Annotated in this window: 16 protein-coding genes and 1 riboswitch; of the genes, 13 read left to right on the top strand and 3 right to left on the bottom strand. The window is 34.6% G+C overall.

Going from position 1 to position 19,338, the window contains the following annotated elements; genetic code table 11:
- Position 1: 1 nt before the first annotated feature.
- The 3 genes from thiS to AK212_RS01550 are packed head-to-tail and all read right to left on the bottom strand — an operon-like array spanning position 2 to position 1,884.
- Positions 2–202: a sulfur carrier protein ThiS gene (thiS, locus tag AK212_RS01560; RefSeq protein ID WP_053028784.1), complete on the bottom strand. Its 201-nt coding sequence runs from the start codon at positions 200–202 to the stop codon at positions 2–4.
- Positions 186–1,301 carry a glycine oxidase ThiO gene (thiO, locus tag AK212_RS01555; protein WP_053028783.1) on the bottom strand — a complete coding sequence of 372 codons (1,116 nt, stop codon included), beginning with the start codon at positions 1,299–1,301 and terminating at the stop codon, positions 186–188. Before thiO ends, thiS begins: the two co-directional genes overlap by 17 nt.
- Complete coding sequence (locus tag AK212_RS01550) at positions 1,294–1,884, bottom strand: thiamine phosphate synthase (protein ID WP_174841358.1); 591 nt, start codon at positions 1,882–1,884, stop codon at positions 1,294–1,296. Before AK212_RS01550 ends, thiO begins: the two co-directional genes overlap by 8 nt.
- Before the next feature lie 269 nt (positions 1,885–2,153).
- Positions 2,154–2,263: riboswitch (TPP riboswitch) on the bottom strand.
- Between the two features lie 647 nt (positions 2,264–2,910).
- Here AK212_RS01550 and AK212_RS01545 point away from each other — a divergent pair.
- The 13 genes from AK212_RS01545 to AK212_RS01480 all read left to right on the top strand — a co-directional run bounded on the left by AK212_RS01545 (position 2,911) and on the right by AK212_RS01480 (position 19,237).
- Entirely contained in the window at positions 2,911–4,191 is a 1,281-nt protein-coding gene (locus tag AK212_RS01545; protein WP_053028781.1) for a pyruvate MFS transporter, read from the top strand.
- Between the two features lie 309 nt (positions 4,192–4,500).
- Positions 4,501–4,785, top strand: a complete 285-nt coding sequence (locus tag AK212_RS01540; protein WP_053028780.1) for a putative quinol monooxygenase — start codon at positions 4,501–4,503, stop codon at positions 4,783–4,785.
- A gap of 166 nt (positions 4,786–4,951) precedes the next feature.
- Positions 4,952–6,889 (top strand): FUSC family protein, encoded by a 1,938-nt coding sequence (locus tag AK212_RS01535; RefSeq protein WP_053028779.1) that lies wholly within the window; start codon positions 4,952–4,954, stop codon positions 6,887–6,889.
- Between the two features lie 69 nt (positions 6,890–6,958).
- On the top strand, positions 6,959–7,381 hold the full coding sequence (locus AK212_RS01530; RefSeq protein WP_053028778.1) for a DUF2188 domain-containing protein: 423 nt from the start codon (positions 6,959–6,961) through the stop codon (positions 7,379–7,381).
- Positions 7,382–7,549: 168 nt separating this feature from the next.
- A complete protein-coding gene (locus AK212_RS01525) occupies positions 7,550–8,251 on the top strand; it encodes a GTP pyrophosphokinase (protein ID WP_053028777.1) in 702 nt (233 codons plus the stop codon).
- 141 nt (positions 8,252–8,392) lie between these two features.
- The gene (locus AK212_RS01520) at positions 8,393–9,268 is read left to right on the top strand and encodes an alpha/beta fold hydrolase (RefSeq protein ID WP_053028776.1); all 876 of its coding nucleotides are present in this window, start codon (positions 8,393–8,395) and stop codon (positions 9,266–9,268) included.
- A gap of 92 nt (positions 9,269–9,360) precedes the next feature.
- Positions 9,361–10,083 (top strand): MerR family transcriptional regulator, encoded by a 723-nt coding sequence (locus AK212_RS01515; RefSeq protein WP_053028775.1) that lies wholly within the window; start codon positions 9,361–9,363, stop codon positions 10,081–10,083.
- Between the two features lie 173 nt (positions 10,084–10,256).
- Positions 10,257–10,901 carry a GntR family transcriptional regulator gene (locus AK212_RS01510; protein WP_231119792.1) on the top strand — a complete coding sequence of 215 codons (645 nt, stop codon included), beginning with the start codon at positions 10,257–10,259 and terminating at the stop codon, positions 10,899–10,901.
- A 21-nt stretch (positions 10,902–10,922) separates the two neighbouring features.
- Positions 10,923–12,461, top strand: coding sequence for a gluconokinase (gene gntK / locus AK212_RS01505; RefSeq protein ID WP_053028773.1), 1,539 nt, complete (start codon positions 10,923–10,925; stop codon positions 12,459–12,461).
- A gap of 40 nt (positions 12,462–12,501) precedes the next feature.
- Entirely contained in the window at positions 12,502–13,860 is a 1,359-nt protein-coding gene (locus AK212_RS01500; RefSeq protein WP_053028772.1) for a gluconate:H+ symporter, read from the top strand.
- Positions 13,861–14,246: 386 nt separating this feature from the next.
- On the top strand, positions 14,247–15,113 hold the full coding sequence (gene galU / locus AK212_RS01495) for a UTP--glucose-1-phosphate uridylyltransferase GalU (RefSeq protein WP_053028771.1): 867 nt from the start codon (positions 14,247–14,249) through the stop codon (positions 15,111–15,113).
- A gap of 865 nt (positions 15,114–15,978) precedes the next feature.
- The gene (locus tag AK212_RS01485) at positions 15,979–16,380 is read left to right on the top strand and encodes a (deoxy)nucleoside triphosphate pyrophosphohydrolase (protein ID WP_053028769.1); all 402 of its coding nucleotides are present in this window, start codon (positions 15,979–15,981) and stop codon (positions 16,378–16,380) included.
- Entirely contained in the window at positions 16,373–19,237 is a 2,865-nt protein-coding gene (locus tag AK212_RS01480) for a DEAD/DEAH box helicase (protein WP_053028768.1), read from the top strand. The genes AK212_RS01485 and AK212_RS01480 overlap by 8 nt, the downstream gene beginning before the upstream one ends.
- Positions 19,238–19,338 lie beyond the last annotated feature (101 nt).

Below are 19,338 nucleotides of genomic sequence, written 5' to 3'. Positions count from 1 at the left end.
TTTATCCGCCTCCAACAAATTCTAATAATTCTAATTGATCATCTTCACGCACAGTGTGTTGATGATAATCATCTTGCTTAATCAATGTTTTATTATGTTCAACAATGACACGTTGTGGGTCTAACTCGAGTGATTCGAGCACTTGATGAATCGATTGTTCCGAATCGAACGTGAACGTGTCACCATTAATGATACATTTCATGATTTAACCTCCTTGAGACATTGAAAGATTCATATTGAGCTGGTTTGACACCAGTTAATAGCCAATTTGCGATGTCACGTCCAATCACAGGAGATAATAAAATACCGTTACGATAGTGACCGGTAATCACGTATAAGCCATCGTCAATTTGGTCCATAATTGGTAGTTCACCCTCTGTGTACGGACGTACGCCAGACCATTGTTTGAGTACACGTGCGTTTGCAAGTTCAGGAATGCGTGCTGTTGCATAATGTTTCAACCAGGAAATACCTTGCGTTGTATTACCTACTGAATAATTATCAAATTCACTCGTAGCACCAATTAAATAACGGTTTGGTTGTTTTGGCACAACATAACATCCATTAGTCATAAATAACGTTTGATCTAAATGTAAATCATCGTGTTCCACAAGTAGGACTTCACCTTTGACGCCAACAACCTCACGTGGCAGTTGATACTGCTTTAATAGTTGAGATGACCATGCACCACCTGCAACAATGACCTTTTTAGCATATAAATCACCTTTAGATGATGCGATTTGATAATAGCCATTCTGACGATGAATGCCAGTAACATCTGTATTAAAGTAGCGCGTAATGTGACGTTGTTGCAGAGATTTAAACAATGCTTTCGTATAACGATTCGCATTGATTTGTCCATCATTTGGGATATAAATAGCCATGTCTGCTGCTGAGACATTGCCATTCGTTAAATCGGCCAAGTCATTGTCTGAGAGCGCAACAACATTGTGATCTAATGCGTGTAGGAATTGATATTGTGCACGTAAATGGTCTACATCACTAGGTTGATTCGCAATTTTAATTAATCCAGATGCTTGATATTGAATATCAATGCCCGTTTCATCTTGTAAAGATTGGCATAATTCAGGAAAGAGGTCTCGCGACTCGAGTGCAAGTCGAAATAAATCACTATCTTCTGTAAATTCATTCTGAGCACCTAACATGCCACCAGCTTTATAGGATGCATGTTTACCAGGTATATCTCGGTCAACGATTGCGATGTCGAGATGCGTGTGACTAAGGTGTCTTGCAATGGACATTCCGATGACACCAGAACCAATAATAAGAACGTCATGCATCTTTCAACCACTCCTTTCGTAGATGTTGAATTTGTTGTAAAGATGCGTTCATAAAGTATGAAATTGCACAAATACCTGCAAAGCCAGGCGGTAGTTGATGTATCGTATCTTCCGTCATACCACCTATGGCATATATCGGGATAGGCACGTGCAATACATCGTTGATTTCGGACGATGTTCTAGGTTGTTGATTTGGCTTAGAAGCGGTTGGAAATATATGACCATAAAAGACATAATCCAAGTGATGTTGATAAGCCTGTTTAACAGAGTCAACCGAGTGCGTTGACATGCTAACCTGCACCTCTGGATGGTGTTCTTTATAGTGGAATGCCAACGTGTCCATCTCGCGACAATGTAAACGTGTAAGATTTAGCACTTCTAATAATTCGATATCGCTATGGACAATGATTTTATCTCTAGGGAATCCAGCAACGATTAATCTGTTGAGAAAAGAACACAACTCATCTCTAGACATAGGGGTACGAAAGAGTAAACCATCAATCCCCTCACTAATATCAAGAAAATGTTGTAAATCTGACGCTGTTAAATGTTTGTAAGTTGTTATCGCTATAAAGATGGCTATCACTCCTAATAAATGAAAAAAGAGCCTGGGACATAAATAATATGATGATGCTATTTTGCAAATTCGCAGTAGCTGACTGAACTGAGAAGGCGCTTAAATCAAGCTTTTCTCAGTTCTAGTGGGGCCCCAGCAAAGAGAATTTCATCAAGAAATTCTACAAGCAAAGCAAGCTGGGGTGGGACAACGAATTTAAAAAGAATTCTGTCCCACTCCCAAATGAAAAAAACGCTATCTCCTTCGTAGGAAATAGCGTTGGTCTATATAGAACGTTATTTAGCAAGCCACTTTCCTACGCCAGTGCAAACTGGATCAGGTTCCAGGAATTATAAAGTTCTTTCTTTACTCTCAGCCTTAAACAAAGGCACTTCCAGTGGATAAATTATCTATTTAATTTTTAATAATTATGATTCACGTTTGATTTCAAATTCATTCTACAATTTTTTCGAATAGAGTTCAAATTTTAATAGGAAGAGCAAGGGACATCAATCATATAATGATCCTATTTCATCAATTCTCAGTAGCTGACTGAACAAAGAGGGTGCTTAAATTAAGCTTTTGTCGGTTCTAGTCATCCTTGGGTGCGGGTCTCACCACAAAGAACGGCATTAAGAAATTCTACAACCAAAGCAAGCTGGGAGTCGGGGCCCCAGCAAAGAGAATTTCATCAAGAAATTCTACAAGCAAAGCAAGCTGGGAGTCGGGGCCCCAACACAGAAAATCACGAAAGTGATTTTACAAGCTAAGCGAGTTGGGGTTGGACAACGAATGTGAAAAGAATGTTGTTCCACTCCCAAATGACGTAATTAGTGAATAAAGTAACGAACGATGTACAATTTAATAAAAGAACTTTTAAATAAGATATTGAAAACGATTTCAAAACCTGGTAATATAAATAAAAATAAATGCTAAAAACCCTATGATGGTAAGGGTTATAAGGGAGTTATTTTTATATAATAGGGAGTCTTGTGAGTATATTAGACAACATATTTAGAATCAACAAATTAGAGGAAGTAGGAAAAAGAGGTTATGGTACAAAGACAAAAGAAAAGTAGTGTTCGTTGGTTTTTTGCATTAGCATTTTTTATTATAGGTGTAATCGCCTATATGGATAGATCCAACATTTCGTATATTGCCCCGCAAATGATGGAAGATTTACATATGACAAAACAACAATTTGGTCTATTAGCTTCATTCTTCTCGTTAGGTTATGCTTTAATGCAAGTACCTTCAGGTATGCTAGCTGAGAAATTCGGACCACGTAAGATGATTACAATTGCTTTAGTATGGTGGAGTGCTTTCACTATTTTAACAGGTATGATTAAACATCACGGTTTATTATATTTAGTTCGTTTCTTATTTGGTATCGGGGAAGCGCCTATGTATCCATCAAACGCCGTGTTTAATGCAAACTGGTTCTCTAAAGATGAGAAAGGTAGAGCATCAAGTATGTTACTTGCTGGTTCATATTTTGGACCTGTATTAGCACCTGTCATTACAATTGCTATTGTAAACGCATTTAACTGGCAAGCGGTATTTTATATCTTTGGTGTGGCAGGTATCTTAATTGCAATATTATGGGGAATTATTGCGAAAGATTTACCTGAACAACATCGTATGGTTAATGACGCAGAGAAACATTTCATTATGGAGAATCGTGACCTTGTTCAAACAACGAAATCATTACCACCATGGAATCAATTCTTCCGTCGTATTAGTTTCTATGCGATTGCAGGTCAATACTTTGTAGTACAATTTGTTATTTCATTATTCTTAATTTGGTTACCAACGTACTTAACTGAACAATATCATGTAGAATTTAAAGACATGGCGATTAGTTCATTACCTTGGTTCATTATGTTTATTTTAATTTTATCTGCTGGTGCGATTTCAGATAAAATTTTACGCAGTGGTCAATCAAGATTTGTTTCAAGAGGTTTGATTGCTATTGTAGGTTTCATCGTATTTGCAGTTTCAATTTTCTTTGCAGTACATACTGATAATTTATATGTAACTATTTTCTGGTTATCACTTGGTTTAGGCGGTATGGGTGTATCAATGGGTATGAGCTGGGCTGCAGCGAATGACATTGGTAGAAACTTCGCAGGTACTGTATCTGGTTGGATGAACTTATGGGGTAACATTGGTGCGTTATTAAGTCCATTCTTAGCTGGTGCATTAGTAGCATCACTTGGTTGGACAATGACTTTCCAATTGCTAATTATTCCAGCAGTTATCGCAGCAATTTTATGGTTGTTTGTATCACCAGATAAACCATTGATTAAAGATGAAAGTCGTGAATTAAAATAATTTCATATAAACTAGGGCATCATGCCTAGATAAATAGTCGAGACTGGGACATAAATAATATAATTATGCTATTTTGCAATTTCGCAGTAGCTGACTGAACTGAGAAGGCGCTTAAATCAAGCTTTTCTCAGTTCTAGTCATCCTTGCGGGCGGGGCCCCAACAAAGAGAATTTCATTAAGAAATTCTACAAGCAAAGCAAGTTGGGAGAGGGACGACGAATTTAAAAAGAATTCTGTCCCACTCCCGGTTTTATCTATGTGGAAGTGGTAAGATGATAGTGAATAAATCACAAATTGAGGGTGGAATGTATGATTATTATTAATGCAAAACTTAAAGTAAGTGAAGAACATCGTGATGCCTATTTAGATTTAATGACGAATTTAGTCAAACATGCACGTGAAGAAGAAGGTAATACATTTTATAGTCACTATGAAGATGTAAGTGAACGTAATACGTTCGTAGTTGTAGAGAACTATAAAGATCAAGCTGCTGTTGAAGCACACAATCATTCAGATCATTTTAAAGTGTTTAGTGAAAATATCGGTAACTATATTACAGAAAAACCAGTAATCGACGTAGCTGAAGTAAAATAATTAAAGTTAATTTCATAACGTAAACATTACTAAGGTAGGATAAGAAGTCAATTGCGAAGCGATGATTTTAATCCTACCTTTTTATTATTTAAACAATCACTATCATATGAACGAATAAAAAGTGTTATCATTGAATATGTATGTTTTATAGAAAGGAAAGATAACATTGGGAAATGTTTTAAAATCACTTATCACATTTGATACAAGCAAAGTTGACCCGATGAAAGGTATTAGACAGGGCTTGTTATTAATAATCCCAGCACTATTAGGTTATTTCCTAGGTAATTTCGCACTAGGATTGCTCGTGTCAACTGGGACATTGGCACATATTTATGTGTTCAAAAGCTCACCACGCTCAATGATTAGAACAGTTATCTTATGTTCGCTCTCATTTGCGGTATGTATGATACTGGGAACACTTACGGTTACTGAACCGATTCTATATGGTGTGACATTATTATTAGTTACGGTCATTCCATACTATATCTTCAGTGCATTGAAGATTGCTGGACCGTCTTCAACTTTCTTCCTTGTAACATTTTGTTTACCCAGCAACTTGCCAGTAGCACCAAATGAAGCACTGTACCGCGGTGTTGCCATTCTTATTGGTGGTGCGATTGCTACATTTGTAGTTATTTTGACAATCCTTTTCCAAAAGCAAAAGATTGAAAATAGAGCAATTAATGCTGACTTTAACATGATTAAAGAATTAATGCACAATTATAACGATGTTGATAAGTTTAAAGAGAGTGCCAAAGCAGCAGTAACACAATTCAAGAACTCTGATGAATTGTTAATCACTGCAACAGCTGGGGCTGATCAAAAATTAAGTCCTCGCTTCCAAAGATTGTTATTGCTACATACCTCAGCACAAGGTTTGTATTCAGAGCTATTGGAATTACATGAAAAAGGTATACGCCCAATTCCAAATGAATTAGTTGAAATGATGGACGTTGCAATACGCAATGCATATCGTACATCAGCAGCTCGAGAAAAATGGACAAAAGAAGTCAATGTTGATGAAGCGTTTGACGATTTATGGCAATATATCTTGAAAATCGATGAAATTACAAACTTAGATTCTAACCAAATTGAACATGAAGCGAGTGTTCGTAAACCACTTTACAGTCAACGTATCATTCATAATTTAACGTTAGATTCGATCGTATTTCGAAATACTTTGATTTATGCCGTAATTATGGCAGTGGCCATTTTTATTTCATTAGCATTTAATATCCAAAAATCTTACTGGATTCCATTAACGGCGCATACCGTCTTATTAGGTATGACAACACGACGCATGTTAGACCGTTCTGTAGCCCGTGGCTTAGGTACCATATTAGGTACACTCGTATTATCAGCAATACTATATTTCAATCCACACTTGATTATTGCAGTCATTATTATGGGTCTTGCGGCAATGGTTACTGAAACATTTGTAGGTTCTAACTATGCCTTTGCGGTAATCTTTATTACAATCCAAGTTATATTATTAAATGGTTTAGCGTCAGATAACCTGTCCATTTCAATTGCCTATACACGTATCTTTGATGTATTGATTGGTATTGCCATCGCAGTTGTTGGGATCTTACTTATTAATCGACAAACAGCATCCGCCATGTTACCACGTACGATTGCAGAAGTGGTTCGTAAAGAAGCCGTTATCTTCCAATATTTATTCTCAGAAAATCATTACCAAGATGATTTACGTGAAAGAGATGAAAGCTTAGCTTTATCAGTGAAAATGAGTAACATGACACAAATTAATAATTCAGCAAGTGGTGAATTATTCTCAAATCAAGAAGTGATTCGTTATTATTATCCAAGTATCTTCGCATTGGAAGAAATTAACTTTATGTTAATGCGTGCAATGCAAGATCATCAACGTCAACGTATTTCTGATCATCAAATGGGAGAATACCTTGTTACCTTTGAGAACTTAGCGAAACATTTCGAACTTCAAAGCAGACTTGAAATTAATGAACTTTCCGATTTACCGCAATATAATTACATTAAATCGGCATTAATGCGACTGCAAAATAATTGTGTGCATACACGTAAAGATATTAATGAAGTTGAAGATGGAGCGGCAATTAAAGCATAATATCATCATCGAGTTTCACTTCTGGTGATAGTGTTAAAGCTAACTATCAATGAAAAGGAGATTGATACCATGCCTTGGACAATGGACGATTATCCGAATACGTGGAAGCACTTTGATGAATTAGAACGAAAAAAAGCCATCGATATTGGTAATGCGATGTTGAAAGATGGCTATAAAGAAGGCGATGTTATACCGATTGCAACACAACAAGCTAAAGATTGGTATAAAGATGCATCGAAAGCAGAGCTTGATGAATTAAAGCACAAGCATGTCACACAACACCAAAAGGATCAATCAGCGAATCCAAAACTCAATGACAAAAATGTACATGTATATTTTGAAGAGGACGAATGGAAAGTGAAAACAGAAGGGGCGAAACAAGCGTCCGATACTTTTGAGAAGAAAGCAGACGCCACGAAACGCGCGCAAGCTATTGCTGATAATCGTGGTACGACAGTCATTGAACATAAAAAAAGTGAATCATCGCAATAAAATCAATGCACGAGGCTGAAACAATGCGTTCAAACAGAATGCTGTTTCAACTTCGTGCGTTTTCATTATCAATTGAAAGTTCTAAAATAAGCTGCAATAAAAGAGTATTATTTTTAGTTTATTTTGTAATTCGATATAATAAGCAGTGATGATTAAGGAGGAAATACTATGTATGTAGAAAGAAAACCATCATTGTATATAGAAGAATTACGAAGTGAATTTAAAGATAACTTGCATCATTTCAAAGATGGAGATGAAGCTTTTGATAGATTAATTGGTTTCGTAGAACTCGATCATTTATACGCCTCAGCTTTAAAAGAAATCAGTACCAAACTAGATATTCTCGATGACAACTTTAACTATGTTTATAAACATAATCCGATTCATCATATGGAACGACGTGTAAAAGAAATGAATAGTCTAATAAAAAAACTACATCGCAAGCAAGTCGAAATTAGTGCAGAAAGTGCGCGTAAACATATTCTTGATATTGCGGGAATTCGTGTCGTTTGTAACTATTTAGAAGATATATATGTTATTGAGAAGATGCTCCTAAAACAAGAAGACGTTAAACTTCTCAAACGTAAAGATTATATTAAAAATCCGAAAGAAAATGGGTATCGTAGTTTACATATCGTTGTGACAATTCCCGTATTCTTATCCAATAAAGTGGAAACATTACCTGTAGAGATTCAAATTAGAACCATTGGCATGGATATGTGGGCAAGTTTAGAACATAAAATTCGTTATAAAAATAACGCTAATACAGAAGATTATAGCGATATGTTAAAAGACTGTGCCCTTGAAATTTCAGATGTAGAATCTAAAATGCAATCCATTCATTCTGCAATTTCAGATAATAATGAATAACGTTAAACGATATAGCGTAACTTATTGAATTGTGCGTAACTTGTAACAATTTTATAAGTTATGCTTTTTTAATTTGTCTCTGTTTTGATAATTTTATGATAAAATAATAATTTAGTAATATAGGGATTTTTGAGGTTGATTATGAACAGAAAACATTTTAAAACACAAATTTATCAATTAAAAAATTATCATAACGAACAAGTAGAAGTCGCTTTCGCGGGCAATCCAACATCAAATAGAGCAATCGTATTTATACATGGTGCGATCATGACATACCGTATTATGACCATGTTCGAACCCTACTTCAGAGAGTATAAAATGATTTTCATTAATTGTCCTAGTCGTGGTAAAAGTTCAAAGATTGATCGTAATAACCATACTTTAGATGATTACTCTGAACGAATTGAAGATGTTTTGGAACAAATCGTTGCCACACAACACCTTGAAAAGGTCATGATTATTGGGTATTCAATGGGAGGGATGATTGGCACACGTCTATTGAAATTTAATAAACTACCGATATCTCATCTTGTGTATTTAAGTAGCGCAGCTAAAATTACGCCAAACACGAGTATGCTTGCACGTTTATTCTCAACAGATAGTAAGCGTGACCATTTCAAAGATGAAATTACTGCCATCAAAAACTTGCCACAATACATCTTAAAGAAAACAGTTTACGCACGAAAAGAAAACGGACTAGATATCTTATCCTTTGTCGCCCCGATTAAGACGATCATCACTGATTTATTATATACAATTAAAGCAGATTATCTTCCAGATATTGAAGAAATTGAACAATTTCCAAAGTTACTATTTATCTCTGGTCAAGATGATGAAATTATCCCGTATACAGATTCACAAGCCACTATGGAGCAGTATAAGCGCTACGGCGGTGAAACGAAGGAAATCGTCTATCCAGGTATCGGTCATATGGACTTTCCTTCTGTCCTTGAACAATTACCAAATGGTACTGTAGGGATTATTGATCATATAAAATCATGGATTGAAGATAAATAAGACTGCCTTTAGACTTACTTTAAATTATATGTAAAAATGTCTTGCTCGTGACGTAGCGTCATGAGGTAGATTCAATGTAGGAGGTGTACACTATGTCACATTATACAGTTGGAGAGCTAGCCAATCATTTAGGAGTTACAGTTCGAACACTACAATATTATGATCGTAAGGGTTTATTAACAGCTGAACGTGCATCAGAATCAAATCGTAGATATTACAATGATGATCATATACAACAACTACAGTTGATAGTTTTGTTGAAGCAATTTGGTTGTACATTGGATGAAATTAAAACATTATTATACGAAGATAGCGATATGCAGACGCTTAAAGCAATGTTGCAACTGCATAAGAAAGAATTAGAGACAAGCATACATGACCAAACAAAAACACTAAAACATTTGAACAACGTTGACCAATATATTTCAAATTACTCAAGCGCTCCAATAAATCATTTATCTGACATAGATAAAGCAATGAAACAATCGACTACATTGAAATCGTTTAAAAGTAAAGTATGGATTAGCGCAGGTATCATTGGCATGATTCAATACACAGGACTAATTGCAAGTTTGCTAAGAAGTTCGAGTAAGCCTTTCGTTTCAATCTTGCCTATCTTAGTAACCTATGCCATAGGATTAACAACATATTATTATAAAAACATTTCATATCTGTGTCCCAATTGCCAACATACGTTTAAACCATCTGTGAAACAATTTATAGTGGCACGACATACTATGCAAACACGTAAATTAGAATGCCCTAAGTGTCACGAAACACATTACTGCATCGAAGTTTCAGATAAGAAGAAATAGAATTTTAATCATGGTTTTCCCGGTCCATCTGTGGCCGGGTTTTTTAATTTTATAAAAAGAAAACGTTTGCAAAAACGTAACTTATATATTAATATACTTGTATACAAGTTGTAATTGAATGAATAGGAGTGATGCATGTGAAAGAAAGTTATCCAACACAATGGTTTGGAGGCATGTCCAAAGGTGAAGGTGTCGCAGCAGAAATACGTTTACAAATTGTAAGTGGTGAGATTGAAGCGGGCACACTACTTACAGAGAATCAAGTGGCTAAACAATTTGACGTTAGCCGTTCGCCAGTTAGAGATGCCTTTAAATTATTACAAACAGATCAACTCATTCAATTAGAACGCATGGGCGCTAAAGTATTGCAATTTGGTGAGCAAGAGAAGAAAGAACTGTACGATTTACGATTAATGCTAGAGTCGTTTGCATTCGCAAAGATAAAACATATAGATAGAGAACCGATTATCAAAGAGATGCGTAAACATCTTGAAATGATGAAAGTAGCAGTTAAATTCGAAGATGCTGAAGCATTTACACAACATGATATTCAATTTCATGAAGCAATGATACATGCATCAAATCACCAATATTTACAAACATTCTGGAAACATTTGAAACCAGTGATCGAAACACTCGTATTGTTATCCATGCGACAACGTATGGACCATGATAAAGCAGATTTTGAACGCATTCATCACAATCATAATGTGTTTGTTGAGGCGATTGAACACTATGACTCTACAAAATTAAGAGAAGCCTTCCACTTAAATTTCGATGATGTTGGCGAAGATATTGAAAGCTTCTGGCTAAGATAAATAGAAGAAAGAAGGAATAATATGAACTACATGATTGGTGTTGACATAGGGACAACAAGTACGAAATCCGTATTATACGATGAAAATGGACAATTTATCATGAAACATAGCATTGGCTACCCCTTACATACGCCCAATGTTGATGTATCTGAAGAGAACCCTGACGAATTGTTTGATGCCGTTCTTATGACTGTGAAATATGTTGTAAGAGAAGCAAATATTAAAAAAGAAGACATCAAACTCATTGCATTTAGTGCACAAATGCATAGTCTGATTGCACTCGATGCACAACATCATCGTTTGACTGAAAGTATTACATGGGCAGACAATCGCGCGAGTAAATACGCAGAACGTATTAATAAGGAACATCATGGCTCAGACATTTATCAACGTACAGGAACACCTATACATCCAATGTCACCATTATCTAAAATCTTCTGGATGAAACATGAACAACCTGATATTTATAAACAAACGGCGATGTTCGCCGATATTAAAACATACATATTTTATCAACTATTTGAAACATACGTTATTGACCATTCAATGGCATCCGCGACAGGTATGTTTAATTTAGAAACACGCCATTGGGATGCAGAAGCACTCGAATTACTGGGTATCACTGAGGCACAATTACCACAATTGGTACCTACCACACACATACTTAAAGGCATGAAAAAACGCTACGCCACACTAATGGGCATAGATGAGGATACGCCTATTATTGTTGGCGCAAGTGATGGCGTACTATCAAACCTAGGTGTAAACAGCTACAAAAAGGGCGAAGTCGCTGTCACAATCGGTACATCTGGCGCAATTCGCACAGTAATTAACAAACCACGCACAGATTATAAAGGTCGTATCTTTTGTTATGTATTGGACGAAGACCATTATGTCATTGGTGGACCCGTAAATAACGGCGGTGTCGTACTAAGATGGTTGAGAGATGAATTACTCGCGAGTGAAGTGGAAACGGCGAAACGTTTAGGCGTTGACCCATATGATGTACTAACTAAAATCGCTAGCCGAGTTAAACCAGGTGCAGAAGGACTTATTTTCCATCCTTACCTTGCAGGGGAACGTGCACCATTATGGAACGCAGATGCGCGTGGGTCATTCTTCGGATTAACGCTCTCTCATCAAAAGGAACATATGATACGTGCCGCATTAGAGGGTGTGCTTTATAACCTGTATACAGTCTATCTTGCACTTGTGGAAGTCATGAATGAAACACCAAGCACAATCAAAGCAACAGGCGGCTTTGCTAAGAGTGAAGTGTGGCGTCAAATGATGGCAGATATCTTCGACACTGATCTCATTGTACCTGAAAGCTATGAAAGCTCTTGTTTAGGTGCATGTGTATTAGGTCTGAAAGCATTAGGCGACATTGAAGACTACTCAATTATTGAACAAATGGTCGGGACAACGAATGCGCATCAACCTGATCCAGACACAGTTCAAGTGTATCAACAGTTAGTATCCATCTTTATCAACTTAAGTCGTTCATTAGAAGAACGTTATGCAGAAATTGCAGACTTTCAACGTAAACACATGGAGTAAATCATTAAATTAGAAAAAGAAAACATTAGGAGGGTTTACGATGTTTGGAGATATTTGGCCAATTATCAGTGTTGTTATTGGGATTTTATTACTTTTGTCATTAATTATTTTCTTAAAATTGAACACGTTTATTTCATTAATCATCACTTCTGTTGTCACTGCGATATTACTAGGTATGCCATTAAATAAAATTATGGAAACCATAGAAGCGGGCATGGGAAGTACGCTCGGTCACATTGCGCTAATCTTTGGATTAGGTGCCATGCTTGGTAAATTACTTGCTGATGGTGGCGGTGCCAATCGAATTGCCGACACATTGATTGCTAAATTTGGACCGAAACACGTGCAATGGGCAATGCTAATCGCAGCCTTTATTGTAGGTATCGCACTATTCTTCGAGGTAGGGTTAGTTCTATTAATTCCATTAGTATTTACAATTGCTAAACGTGCGAAAGTCTCACCACTTAAATTAGGTTTACCAATGGTGACGGCTTTATCAGTAACACACGGTTTCTTACCACCACACCCTGGCCCCGTTGTTATTGCAAAAGAATTAAAAGCGAACGTTGGTCAAGTATTGCTATTTGGTATTATCATTGCCATTCCAGTAACGATTATCGCTGGACCAATATTTAATAAAATCGCACAAAAAATCATTCCTTCTGCCTATACGCGTGAAGGGGATATCTCAGCATTAGGATCTCAAAGAGAATTCAAAGAATCTGAAATGCCAAGCTTCGGATTAAGTTTATTTACAGCTGTGTTGCCAGTTATCTTAATGTTAATTTCAACTATTGTACAATTAATCACAGGCCATGAAGCAGCTACAAATTTATTTGAACAAATCGTTTACTTCATTGGTACTGCAGGTACAGCAATGTTAATTTCAGTTATCTTTGCGATCTTCTCTATGGGCTTAAATCGTGGCAGAAAAATGGACGACATTATGAAGTCAGTTACCAACGCCATCTATCCAATAGGTATGATGATTTTAATCATTGGCGGTGGTGGTACTTTCAAACAAGTACTGATTGATGGCGGCGTAGGCGATACCATCGCGAAAATGTTCGAAGGTTCAACCATGTCACCAATACTACTTGCTTGGATTGTAGCAGCTGTATTACGTATCGCATTAGGTTCAGCTACAGTAGCTGCCATTTCTACCACAGGTATCGTTTTACCATTATTGCAACACTCTGACGTAAACGTTGCACTCGTTGTGCTCGCAATAGGCGCCGGAAGTGTTATCTTATCTCATGTTAACGACGCAGGCTTCTGGATGTTTAAAGAATACTTCGGTTTAACCGTAAAAGAAACATTCCTAACATGGTCATTACTTGAAACCATTATTTCTGTATCAGGTATCATCTTTATATTATTCATTAGTTTGTTTGTGTAATGTGTAATAATAAAGCTGGGACATAAATAATATAATGAAGCTATTTTGCAAATTCGCAGTAGTTGACTGAACTAAAAATACGCTTAAATCAAGTTTTTTTCAGTTCTAGTCACCCTTGCGGGGGTGGGACGACGAATTCAAAAAGAATTCTGTCCCACTCCCTTAACCATAGGTTATAAGTCTAGATAGCAATACCAAAGAAAGATATAATGCGCGTTTTAAATAGCGAACGATATTGATTTAGATTTGTTACAAAATTCTAGAATAGAACTTAAAAGCATCCTCAAACAATGGGGTATCATAGGCTATCACTAGGAAAGACTTCCAAAGTGTGATAAACTAAAAAATGATATAAAAGACACAATGTGCAAAGGAGTTACTTGAGTTTGAAACAGATAAAAAAAGCAATCATACCTGCTGCTGGTTTAGGGACGCGATTCTTACCAGCCACTAAAGCGATGCCGAAAGAAATGCTTCCAATCTTAGATAAACCAACAATTCAATACATAGTGGAAGAGGCTTCACGTGCAGGAATTGAAGATATTATCATCGTAACTGGTAAACATAAACGCGCAATTGAAGATCACTTTGACAACCAAAAAGAATTAGAAATGGTTCTTGAAGCCAAAGGTAAAGATGAGTTACTAGAGAAAGTACAATATTCAACAGACTTAGCAAACATCTTCTACGTTCGACAAAAAGAACAAAAAGGATTAGGTCATGCGATACATACCGCTCGTCAATTCATAGGGAATGAACCCTTCGCAGTCTTATTAGGTGATGACATCGTTGAATCAGAAACACCTGCAATTAAACAATTGATGAACGTTTATGAAGAAACAGGCCATTCAGTCATTGGTGTTCAAGAAGTGCCAGAGAGTGTTACACATCGATATGGTATTATCGATCCACTAGGAAAAGAAGGTCGCCGTTACGAAGTCAAACAATTTGTTGAGAAACCGAAACAAGGTACAGCACCATCGAACCTTGCTATCATGGGTCGTTACATCTTAACACCAGAAATATTTGATTACCTCGAAACACAAAAAGAAGGCGCAGGAAACGAAATTCAACTCACAGATGCGATTGAACGTATGAATAGTGATATTCCTGTATATGCATATGACTTCGACGGTGATCGTTATGATGTTGGCGAGAAATTAGGATTCGTTAAAACAACAATCGAGTATGCCCTGAAAGATCCAAAGATGAAAGATGAACTGGTTCAGTTTATTAAAGAATTAGGATTATAGCCGTAAATGCAAAAGAAGACCCCATAAACACTTAAGTGATCAGCTTAAATGTTTATGGGGTTCAACTTTGATGTATCCCCATACATCACGCTCATATTTCTCTAAAAGCGATTCCGCTTTAATTAATACTTAGATAAAGCATCAGAGAGTAAGTATTAATTAACATCATGTAATTGCGTATTCCTCGAAACACCGATCATAATACATCCTGACATTGAATAAAGAATTATGGGTTCTTCTTTAGATTACGTAATCTAGGCTGTTGATTCATGTTGAGTTGACTGACTTGTCAAACGTATTATGAACAAATATTTCAAAAACTATAAAACCAACTCATCCCAGTTTCCGCTAAGATGAGCTGTCGGGAAATACAATATGTAATGGTTATATTTCCCAGCCTCTTCAAAACCTGTGTGTATTAGATATATATCTAATACACTTAAATTGTACAATATATTATTCGAATAGAATACCTCTCCCGATATCAAAACTTTAGCTAAAAATATCAAACTTTTTACTTCATTCAAAAAAATATAGAAAAAAAGAAAGAGACCCATCTTACTCTCCAGTTAAGATGAACCTCTAACGAATTTTATCAATTGAGGACCTCATATCCTCGTACATCAGATCGATCTAATGTAAGTTAATTATAAACCAAACATTAAGGTATACGTTATCAAAAAATGGACTGAAAGTATCAATAAATTGTTGAGTTATCATTATGTAATATGATTTCAAAATTATAATTTAAAAAGATTGATATAAATTTTGAAAAACAAATGTGAACTTTAAATTAGAGCATTGATGATCATATAAGTTTTGATAAAATTATAATTAATAAAAGTAAAAGGTGTGGGTGTTTTCTATGAAAAAGGTTATAAATGTTGTTGGTGCAATAATTTATTCAGAGGATAAAGTTTTATGTGCACAACGTAGTGAGAATATGTCATTACCGTTAATGTGGGAATTTCCAGGTGGCAAAATTGAGTCTGGAGAATCAGAAAAAGAAGCATTAATCAGAGAAATAAAAGAAGAAATGAAATGTGATTTAGTAGTTGGGGAAAAAGTGACTACAACAGAACATGAATATGAGTTTGGTATTGTAAAATTAACGACATTTAAATGTACCTTAAATAATCAAATGCCGACGTTAACTGAGCACAAAGAGATCAAATGGTTACATACAGATGAATTAAAGGCACTTCAATGGGCGCCAGCAGATATTCCTGCTGTCGAATTGATTTCGACTGGTGAAAAAAATGAATAATAATATTGTAGAAAATTTAAAGCAGTCTTTAAATAAGGGTTTTATAGATAAAAATGTTGTTCATGAAGGCAATCTAAACCCTAAAATATTAATTAATGATAGAAATCAAAATGTATTAACTACGATTTTAAATGAGTTAAATAAATGTAAGGCATTTTATATTTCAGTAGCCTTTATTACTGAAAGTGGGTTAGCGAGTATAAAATCAGTACTCTATGATTTAAACAAAAAGGGCATAAAAGGAAAGTTAATTACATCAAATTATCTAGGATTTAATACGCCAAAGATGTATAAAGAGTTATTGAAGTTAAATAATGTTGAAGTACGTTTAACAGATATTGAAGGTTTTCATGCTAAAGGTTACATTTTTGAGCATGATAACTATTCTTCTATGATTATTGGAAGCTCAAATTTAACATCAACTGCGATGAAAGTAAATTATGAACATAATGTATTGTTATCAACTCATAAAAATGGGGATTTAATATACAACATTAAATATCAATTTGAAGAGTTATGGGGTAATAGTACACCTTTAAATGAGCAATGGATCGAAAACTATGAGCAATCATTTAGTCCAAAACTTTATAAAAACTTATTTGAAATCAATAATGAACAAAACACTTTATTAAATAGATTCGAAAAAACAAATGAAATCAAACCAAATATAATGCAAGAAGAGGCCTTAATGTCTTTAAGTCAATTAAGAGAGACAGGTGAACATAAAGGGTTAGTTATATCAGCTACTGGTACAGGTAAAACTATTCTATGTGCTCTAGATGTGAGAAATTATAGACCTAATAAATTTTTGTTTATTGTTCATAATGAAAGTATCTTAAAGAAAGCGCGTCAAGAATTTATCAAAGTATTTCCTCATGAAAGTCAGCAATCCTTTGGTTTATATACAGGAACTCAAAAAGAAGATACTGCAAAATATGTTTTTGCAACTATTCAATCATTAAGTAGAAATGATAATTATAAAAATTTTGAAAGTGATGAGTTTGATTATATTGTGTTTGATGAAGCACATCGAACTGATGCTAAAACATATCAAATGATTTTCAACTATTTTAAACCTGATTTTATGTTAGGAATGACAGCAACGCCCGAGAGAACAGATGATGGTAACATATTTGAATTATTTGATAATAATATTGCATATGAAATTAGATTACCTAAAGCTTTAGAAAGTAAAATACTTTGTCCGTTTCATTACTATGGAGTGACGGATTACGTACACAATGGAGTAGAAAGTGATGATTTTACAGATTTGAAAGATTTAACCTCTGAAGAGAGAATTAATCATATAGTTGAAAAAGCTGATTATTACGGTTTTTCAGGCGATAAGTTAAGAGGTTTAATATTTGTTAGTAGAAAAGAAGAAGCTATTGAAATAGCAGAAATGCTGACAGCTAGAAATATTCCAAGTAAGTCATTAATTGGTAGTGATAGCCCTAATAAAAGAATGAAAGTAACAAATGAGCTAATTAATGGTGAAATTAATTATATCGTTACAGTCAATTTATTCAATGAAGGTATAGACATACCGGAAGTAAATCAAATTATAATGTTAAGGGGCACGCAGTCTAGTATTATATTTATACAACAGTTAGGTAGAGGATTGAGAAAAAGTTCTGAAAAAGAATATGTTACAATCATAGATTTCATAGGAAACTATAAAAATAATTATCTCATTCCAATAGCATTATCAGACAATCAATCACAAAATAAAAATGCATACCGTCAATTTCTAAGCAACCCTAATCAAATAGAAGGTATATCAACGATTAACTTTGAAGAAATAGCTAAGAAAAAAATCTATGATTCAATCGATAATGCTAAATTAAATAGTGTTAAGATTATTATCGATGCTTTCAAGACAGTCGAAGAGCGAATAGGTCGTATGCCATTGCTCATGGACTTTATTAAACAAAATTCAATTGATCCACAAGTTATATTATCTAAATTTAGCAGTTATCATGAATTTTTGAAAAAATATAACTATACGCAATTGAAACTCTCAGATGATGCAACAAAAAATTTATGTTTCTTATCAAGAGAAATATCACCTGGATTAAAAAATTCGGATTATTTAGTACTTGAATATATAATCAATAAAGGTCAAATAGGTGAAGAAATATATGATGAATTGAATCATCTTAATAATGAGGATATTAACACTTCTTTAAAAATATTAACATTAGAATATTTTGGTCAAGCAGAACATGCGAGATATGGTAGTCCAATTATAACTAAGAATGGAAATAAATATAGTTTGAGCGCTTCATTTAAAAAACATTTGGCAGATATGCAATATCAATTATATGTAGACGATTTAATTAGTTTAGCTAAATATTATAATGAGAAGTTTCAAAATTCAGGGAATGACTTAATCCTTTATAATCAATATTCGAGATTAGATTTTCTAAAATTAGTAAACTGGAGAAATGATGAAAAAAATATGAGTAATAACATTTATGGTTATAGAGTGTTGGATGATCATATTCCAGTATTTATTACATATAAAAAATCTGAAGATATAGAAGATAATATTAAATATGAAGATCATTTTATTAGTCAAGATGAATTAGCTTGGGTTTCAAGAGCAAATGCATCATTAAAAAGTAATGAAATACAAGATATTATTAACCATAAAGAGAAAAATAAAAAAGTTTATATTTTTGTAAAGAAAAGTGATGCTGAAGGAAGACTTCATTATTATTTAGGAGAAGCAGAATACATCCAAGGAACAGCTAAAGAAGAAATTCGAGATATTGGTGATAGAGTAGTAACAATGAATTTTACTATGAAGACATCAATTAGAGATGATATATATAGATATATTGTAGAAGAATAACATTAATGTTCACCATAGTGTAATTAGTTAGATATTAAATTGCACTATGGTGTCTTTTATTATTTTGAATATATAATAATATATGTAATATACATAATGAT

Source organism: Staphylococcus borealis (assembly GCF_001224225.1).
GTDB lineage: Bacteria > Bacillota > Bacilli > Staphylococcales > Staphylococcaceae > Staphylococcus > Staphylococcus borealis.
This window is presented reverse-complemented; position numbering and strand designations above follow the sequence as displayed.

Excerpts from the sequence above, each read along its gene's own strand:
- AK212_RS01500 (WP_053028772.1), top strand. The coding sequence starts at position 12,502 with ATGTTTGGAGATATTTGGCCAATTATCAGTGTTGTTATTGGGATTTTA.
- thiS (WP_053028784.1), bottom strand. The coding sequence starts at position 202 with ATGAAATGTATCATTAATGGTGACACGTTCACGTTCGATTCGGAACAA.
- AK212_RS01530 (WP_053028778.1), top strand. The coding sequence starts at position 6,959 with ATGCCTTGGACAATGGACGATTATCCGAATACGTGGAAGCACTTTGAT.
- gntK (WP_053028773.1), top strand. The coding sequence starts at position 10,923 with ATGAACTACATGATTGGTGTTGACATAGGGACAACAAGTACGAAATCC.
- AK212_RS01515 (WP_053028775.1), top strand. The coding sequence starts at position 9,361 with ATGTCACATTATACAGTTGGAGAGCTAGCCAATCATTTAGGAGTTACA.
- AK212_RS01480 (WP_053028768.1), top strand. The coding sequence starts at position 16,373 with ATGAATAATAATATTGTAGAAAATTTAAAGCAGTCTTTAAATAAGGGT.
- thiO (WP_053028783.1), bottom strand. The coding sequence starts at position 1,301 with ATGCATGACGTTCTTATTATTGGTTCTGGTGTCATCGGAATGTCCATT.
- AK212_RS01545 (WP_053028781.1), top strand. The coding sequence starts at position 2,911 with ATGGTACAAAGACAAAAGAAAAGTAGTGTTCGTTGGTTTTTTGCATTA.
- AK212_RS01510 (WP_231119792.1), top strand. The coding sequence starts at position 10,257 with ATGTCCAAAGGTGAAGGTGTCGCAGCAGAAATACGTTTACAAATTGTA.
- AK212_RS01525 (WP_053028777.1), top strand. The coding sequence starts at position 7,550 with ATGTATGTAGAAAGAAAACCATCATTGTATATAGAAGAATTACGAAGT.
- AK212_RS01485 (WP_053028769.1), top strand. The coding sequence starts at position 15,979 with ATGAAAAAGGTTATAAATGTTGTTGGTGCAATAATTTATTCAGAGGAT.
- AK212_RS01540 (WP_053028780.1), top strand. The coding sequence starts at position 4,501 with ATGATTATTATTAATGCAAAACTTAAAGTAAGTGAAGAACATCGTGAT.
- AK212_RS01520 (WP_053028776.1), top strand. The coding sequence starts at position 8,393 with ATGAACAGAAAACATTTTAAAACACAAATTTATCAATTAAAAAATTAT.